The organism is Mycobacterium sp., assembly GCF_032162105.1.
Taxonomy (GTDB): domain Bacteria; phylum Actinomycetota; class Actinomycetes; order Mycobacteriales; family Mycobacteriaceae; genus Mycobacterium.
In genome coordinates this window covers 1-6,605 of the sequence record NZ_JAVRPS010000522.1, presented here as the reverse complement: position 1 = coordinate 6,605, position 6,605 = coordinate 1, and the positions used below count along the sequence as shown (strand labels likewise).

The 6,605-nt window shown below is 67.7% G+C and carries 6 protein-coding genes; all 6 read right to left on the bottom strand.

All coding sequences use genetic code 11. From position 1 onward, the window contains the following. The coding region (locus tag QOC69_RS26925) for a sugar phosphate isomerase/epimerase family protein (RefSeq protein WP_526445430.1) at positions 1 to 812 on the bottom strand (812 nt) is incomplete at its 3' end. Between the two features lies 1 nt (position 813). Then, the gene (locus QOC69_RS26920; RefSeq protein WP_526445428.1) at positions 814 to 1,845 is read right to left on the bottom strand and encodes a Gfo/Idh/MocA family protein; all 1,032 of its coding nucleotides are present in this window, start codon (positions 1,843 to 1,845) and stop codon (positions 814 to 816) included. Between the two features lie 32 nt (positions 1,846 to 1,877). Then, the gene (locus QOC69_RS26915) at positions 1,878 to 2,783 is read right to left on the bottom strand and encodes a sugar phosphate isomerase/epimerase family protein (protein WP_526445426.1); all 906 of its coding nucleotides are present in this window, start codon (positions 2,781 to 2,783) and stop codon (positions 1,878 to 1,880) included. A 14-nt stretch (positions 2,784 to 2,797) separates the two neighbouring features. Then, entirely contained in the window at positions 2,798 to 4,747 is a 1,950-nt protein-coding gene (iolD, locus tag QOC69_RS26910) for a 3D-(3,5/4)-trihydroxycyclohexane-1,2-dione acylhydrolase (decyclizing) (RefSeq protein ID WP_526445424.1), read from the bottom strand. A 3-nt stretch (positions 4,748 to 4,750) separates the two neighbouring features. Further along, positions 4,751 to 5,617 (bottom strand): 5-deoxy-glucuronate isomerase, encoded by an 867-nt coding sequence (gene iolB / locus QOC69_RS26905; protein ID WP_526445422.1) that lies wholly within the window; start codon positions 5,615 to 5,617, stop codon positions 4,751 to 4,753. Positions 5,618 to 5,619: 2 nt separating this feature from the next. Continuing rightward, on the bottom strand, positions 5,620 to 6,591 hold the full coding sequence (locus tag QOC69_RS26900) for a Cgl0159 family (beta/alpha)8-fold protein (protein ID WP_526445420.1): 972 nt from the start codon (positions 6,589 to 6,591) through the stop codon (positions 5,620 to 5,622). Between the last annotated feature and the right edge of the window lie 14 nt (positions 6,592 to 6,605).

Here is a 6,605-nt window from a genome sequence, read left to right as displayed (position 1 = left end):
GCGTTCTCGTCCTCGGCGAACACCGACGACACCATCACGGTGTCCGGCCGGTCGTAGAAGCCGATCTCGGCCAGGCCGCCGAAGAACTCGTCCCAGTCGAGGTCGCCGTCGCCGATCTTGAGGTGCTGGTGCACCCGTACCGGGTTGCCCGGCGGGTTGGTGATGTACCGCAACCCGTGGCTGCGATGGTGGTCCATGGTGTCGGCGACGTGGACCAGCCGGAGCTTGTCGCCCGCGGCGCGCATGATGTCAGTCATGCTGGCCCCCATATGAAATGTGTGGCACGCCACGTACACCATGCCGAGGTTGGGGGAGTTGACGCCCCGAATGATCCGCACCGCCTCCAGACCGTCCTCGACGAAGTCGTCGGGGTGCGGATCGATCCGGACGTCGATGCCCTCGCGCTCGAAGATCGGCACCAGCTCCTCCATCGAGCGGAAGAACGCCCGCTCGGATTCCTCGGCCTTCTCGGGGCGCCCGGAGAACTCGGTGTTGATCACGTTCACCCCGAGGTCGACGGTGATCTGGATGACGCGCTTCCAGTTCCGCACCGCGGCTTCCCGGGCATCCTCGTCCGGCCCGGACCAGCGCAGCACCGGCAGCACCGAGGCGATCCCGACGCCGGCGTCGGCGCACGACTTGCGGAACTTGGCGACCAGGTCGTCGTCCGCGCGGGGGTGGTTGAAGAACGGGATGAAGTCCCGGTGGGGCGTCAGCTGCAGATGCTCGTAGCCCAGTTCGGCGACCACGCGCGGAAAGTCGAGCAGGTCGTGGTCGTGATGGAACGGCGTGGGATCCAAGGCGATCTTCACGTCAGGCCCTCGGAATCGATCTGCGGTCGACCATCTTCACCTCGACGGGAAGTCCGCTCTGCAATGACTCGACACCGGCTTCGCACACCGCGGCGGCGGCGTAGCCGTCCCAGGCGTTCGGTCCGTCGGTGAAGTCCCCCGTCGAGCGGCCGCGGTGCACGGCGTCGACCCAGCGCTGGAACTCGGTGTCGTAGGCCTGGCCGAACCGTTCACGGAAGCCCGGGGTGATCTGGCCGCCCCGCGTGCCAGGGGCGCCCGTGCGCACCAGGCCGGCGTCGAGGCCGATCATCGCGCTGCCCCGCTCGGCGACCACCTCGGTGCGCACCTCGTACCCCACCCCGGTGGTGACGAACAGCTCCACATCAACGTGCTTGCCGGAGGTGGTCCGCATGATCGCGATCTGTGGATCGGCGAGGCCTTGCGGCGCAGCCGGATTCGCCGTGGGTTTGATGATCTGGATCGAGGCGATCTCCTCGTCGAACAGGAACCGGGTGACGTCGACCTCGTGCACTAGCGAGTCCCGTACCACCATCACGCTGTCGAATGTGGGCGGTACGACGGCATTTCGGTGCGCACAATGCAGCACCAGCGGGAGGCCCAGCTCGCCCCCGTCGAGGAGTGCCTTCAGCTGGGCGTACTCGTGGTCGAACCGGCGCATGAAGCCGACCTGGATCAACCTGGTGGCGAGTTCAGCCTCCCGCTTGACGACCTCCAGGGAGGTCTCGACGTCGGTGGTCAGCGGTTTCTCGCACATCACGGGCTTGGTGTGCTCGAGGCACGCCAGCAGCTGCTTCTCGTGGGTGGTGCCGGGTGTGGCGAGCACGACGGCGTCGACGCCCGGGTCCGCGATCGCGTCGAGTGGGTCGGAGATGGCGCGGCAGCCGGGGATGCCCGCGGCGATCTGCTCGGCCTTCTCGGTGACGTAGTCGTTGACCACCGCGACTCGGGCGCCGGAGATCCTGCTCTCGATGCGGGCGACGTGGTCGGCACCCATCACGCCGACGCCGAGAACGGCGATGCGTAGATCTGACATGACTTTTCAATCTCCTAAATGAAAGCGGCCGACTAGCTGAATCGAACGGACGGAATGCCGCAGGACCCGAGATAGTTCCTGGTGCGCTGGGCGATGGGGAGCGGAGCGTCGACCTCACACGGGTACATGTCCTGCTCGACGATCGCGAACACGTCGATGCCGAGCTTCTCGACGGCGGCCAGAAGCGGTGGCATGTCGGGGATTCCGCGTGGCGGCTCCGTCATGGCACCGAGCTTGACGGCCTCGCCGAACGGCAGGTCCTCGGCCTCGACCTTCGCGCGCACCGCTTGGTCGACCTGTTTGAGGTGCAGGTAACCGATGCGCTCGGGGGCGCGCTCGATGATCGCGATGTTGTCGCCGCCGCAGTAGCTGATGTGGCCGGTGTCCAGGCAGAGGTTGACGAACTGACCGTCGGTGCCGTCGAGGAAGCGGTACACGTTCTCTTGCGTGTCGACGTGGCTGTCGGCGTGCGGATGGTATTGCGCACGCACGCCGTACTTCTCGAACATCGCCTTGCCCAGCTCGTTCATGCCCTGGGTCTTCTTGCGCCACTGCTCAGCGGTGAGGTTGCGGTCCTCGAGCACGGCGCCGGTGGCGGGATCGCGCCACATCTCCGGGATGACGACGACGTGCTTGCCGCCGACCGCAGCCGTCAGCTTCGCGACGTCCGCGATCTGCTTCCAGACCGCGTCCCACGAATCGTCCTGATGCAGGTGTTCGAAAACCGTTCCCGCCGAGAGCTTCAGGTTGCGGGCGGCCAGTTCGTCGGACAGCTTCTTCGGGTCGGTGGGCAGATAGCCGTAGGGGCCGAGCTCGATCCACTCATAACCGGACGCGGCGACCTCGTCGAGGAAGCGGGTGTAGGGGGTCTGGCCCGGATCGTCGGGGAACCACACGCCCCAGGAGTCGGGGGCGGAGCCGACCAGGATGGTGCTCACGTCTTGATGTCCTTTCAGAGCTCGGAGGGACGGATGAGGGGGCGCTGGATCTTCTTCCAGTCCGCGTACGTCTGGTGGGCGGACTGGGTGGATTCCAGCGTGGACGTCTCGCTGACCGGCACGTCCCACCACGATTCGCTGTCAGGTGCGGCGATCAACGGATCCGTCTCCACGTGGATGACCGTGGTGCGGTCACTGGCCTTGGCCACCTTCACCGCATCGGTGAAGTCGGCGGCGGTGACCACGCGGATGACGTCGGCGCCGAGGCTGGCGGCGTTGGCGGCCAGGTCGACCGGCAAAGTCCCGCCGTCGAGCCTGCCGTCATCGCTGCGGTACCGATAGGCGGTGCCGAATCGCTGAGAGCCCAACGCCTCTGACAGCGAACCGATCGAGGCGAAGCCGTGGTTCTGCACCAGCACGACGATGACCTTGACGCCTTCCTGCACGGCGGTCACGAGTTCGGTGGCCATCATCAGGTAGGAGCCGTCGCCGACCATGATGAACACGTCGCGGTCCGGGCTGGCCATCCTGGCGCCGATGCCGCCGGCGATCTCGTAACCCATGCAGGAGAAGCCGTATTCGACGTGGTAGCCCTTCGGGTCGCGGGTGCGCCACAGCTTGTGCAGGTCGCCGGGCATCGACCCGGCCGCGCACACCACGACGTCACGGGGATCGGACAGGGTGTTCGCCAGCCCGATCACCTGGTTCTGGTTCAGCGCGGCACCGTCGTCGACCCGATAAACCGCCGACACGGTGTCCTCCCACTCCTGCCCGAGAGCCGCGGTGCGGGAGCGGTATTCGTCGCTGACCGAGTAGTCGCCGAGTGCAACGTCCAGGGCCTCGATGGCCTCGCGGGCGTCGGAGACGACGCTGACGCCGCCCTGCTTGACCGAGTCCAGCGACGCCACGTTGACGTTGACGAATCGCACGGCGGGGTTGTTGAACGCGGTGCGTGACGCCGAGGTGAAGTCGCTATAGCGGGTGCCGATGCCGATCACGACGTCCGCCTCGGTGGCCAGCGCGTTGGCGGCGGTGGTGCCGGTCGAGCCGATCGCGCCGACGGACTGCGGGTGGTCGTAGGGGAGTGACCCCTTGCCCGCCTGGCTCTGGCCCACCGGGATGCCCGTCTTCTCGCAGAACGCGGCCAGCGCGTCGGTGGCGCCGGAGTAGATGACGCCGCCGCCTGCGACGATCAGCGGCTTGGTCGCCGATCGGATCACCTCGGCGGCGCGTGCGATCACCGAGCGCTCTGGCAGCGGACGTGCGACGTGCCAGGTGCGTTGGGCGAACAGCGATTCCGGCCAGTCGTGCGCTTCGGCCTGCACGTCCTGAGGGATCGACACCGTCGCTGCTCCCGTCTCGACGGGGTCGGTCAGCACCCGCATCGCGCCAAGCAGTGCAGCGGGCAGCTGCTCGGGGCGCCACACCCGGTCGAAGTAGCGCGACAGCGGCTTGAACGCGTCGTTGACGGTGACGTCGCCCGACGAAGGCAGCTCGAGTTCCTGCAGCACCGGCGCGCTGACGCGGGTGGCGAACGTGTCGGCGGGCAATAACAGCACGGGCAGCCGGTTGATGGTGGCCAGTGCCGCCCCGGTCAACATGTTGGTCGAGCCCGGTCCGACGCTGGCGCTCACCGCCCAGGTCTGCAGGCGGTCCTTCTGGCGGGCGTAGGCGACCGCGCTGTGTACCATGGCCTGCTCGTTGCGGCCCAGCACGTAGCGCAGCCCCGGTTCGGTTCCCGATTCGGCGGCTGCCACCTCGTCCTCTAGCAGCGCCTGGCCCAGCCCGGCCACGTTGCCGTGCCCGAAGATGCCGAAGCAGCCTGCGAAGAACCTGGTGCGTTCACCGTCGCGCTCGACGTATTGACTGGCCAGGAAGCGAATAGTGGCCTGCGCCACCGTGAGCCGTACGGTCGGCTCGGTGTCGGCGGTCTTCTCGGCCCGCTTCGGTGCGGTGGAAACCACGGATCAGGCTCCTGTCTCGTGCAAGGGCAGACGGGGGTCGACGGCCTGGTCGTCCCAGGTGCCGCGAAGCCAGGCGTGCTCCGGGTCGTCGACGATCTTCCAGGCGCGCTCGGCGCCCGGTCCGGCCATCACGTTGAGGTAGTACATGTGATAGCCCGGCGCCGCGACCGACGGGCCGTGGTAGCCGTGCGGCACCAGCACGACGTCACCGGTGCGCACCTCCTCGAGCACCTCGATGGGGCGGTCGGGCGTGCCGTACACCCGGTGATAGCCGAACCCGCGCGAATCATCCGGCCCGGCAGCGATTTCGAAGTAGTAGATCTCCTCGAGTTCCGATTGGGTCGGCGTGTTCTCATCGTGCTTGTGCGCCGGGTAGCTCGACCAGTTGCCGCCCGGTGTGATCACCTCGCAGGCGATCAGCGAGTCGGCCTCGAAGACGCCTGCGGTGCCGAAGTTGTGCACCTGGCGGCTGCAATTGCCCGCACCGCGCAGTTCGACGGGCACGTCGGCGGCGGCCACGCGACGGTTCGGGAACGCCCGTTTGGCGCGGGCGCCGCAGATCGCGAATCGGCCTTCACCGCTGATCCGGTACTCCTGCCCGATGCCGAGGTAGACCATGTCGGCGGGCCCGTCGAAGACCGACGCGCGCGGGGTCAGTTCATAGGTGACTCCGTCGCACTCGACGGTGCCCCCGTCGACGAGTGGAAGGATCATCACCTCGGTGCCGCCGGTGTTGGATTCAAGGGACTGGCTGTCGTCGAGTTCGAGGACCTGCAAGGAGGATTCGGTCCAGCCGGCCGACTCGGGAGTGACGTCGACGGTGAATGGCAGCTCGGCGCTGCGGGCGGGAATGTAGAGCTTGCTGTGCATGCCTATTTCTCTCCCGTCGCCGCGCTTGCCCCGGCCCTCACCATCGAGACCGCGGTGCCGACCGCGGCACTGACATCGTCGTCGGCCGGGTAGAGCAGGGTGCGACCGACGATCAGCCCGCGCACCGACGGAAGGGCGAGCGCCTTCTCCCAACTGGCGAAGGCTTCGTCGGGATCGGCGGGATCGCCACCGAGAAGGAGGGTCGGCAACGTGGTGGACTCCATCACCCGGTCCATCTCCTCGACCACAGGAAGCTTCATCCAGGTGTATGCCGACGTGGAGCCCAAGCCCTGGCTGATGTGGACCGACTTGATCACCGCGTCGGGGCTGAGGTCGTTGCGGACCTTGCCGTCGACGCGGGTGGACAGAAACGGTTCCACCATCGCGATCAGCCCGTGTGCCGCCAGCTCGTCGACCGCCTGCGCGCAGGCGGTCATGGTGGCGACCGTGCCGGGATCGCCGAGATCGATGCGGCACAGCATCTTCCCGCCGTTCATGTTCGCCGCGGCGGTGGACGCCGCGGTGGCGCCGGTCATCCGGTCGTCGAGCTCGAAGGCCGATCCGGCCAGCCCGCCACGGTTGAACGACGAGAACACCACCTTGTCCTCGAGTGCGCCGAGCAGCAGCAGGTCGTCGAGGATTTCGGAAGTGGCGAGCACGCCGTCGACGCCTGGATCGGCGAGCGCGGCGCGCAACCGGTCCAACAGGTCGGTGCGGCTGTTCATCGCGGTCGGTCGGGATCCGACGGCCAGTGCACCGCGGGCGGGATGGTCGGCCGCGACGATCATCAACCTGCCGTCGCCCCGGATGGTGGGACGGGTGGTCCGGTCGTTCCATGCGCGGGCGACCGCGCCTGGATCGGTGGCCCGCAGGTCGGTGACCGCGGCGTAGTCGGCGCATACCGGGGCGAGCGCAGCGACGGGAGAACGGTCCGGGGCGAGCGGAGCGACGGGAGAAAGATCTGGGTCAGACATTCACGGCCTCCGTT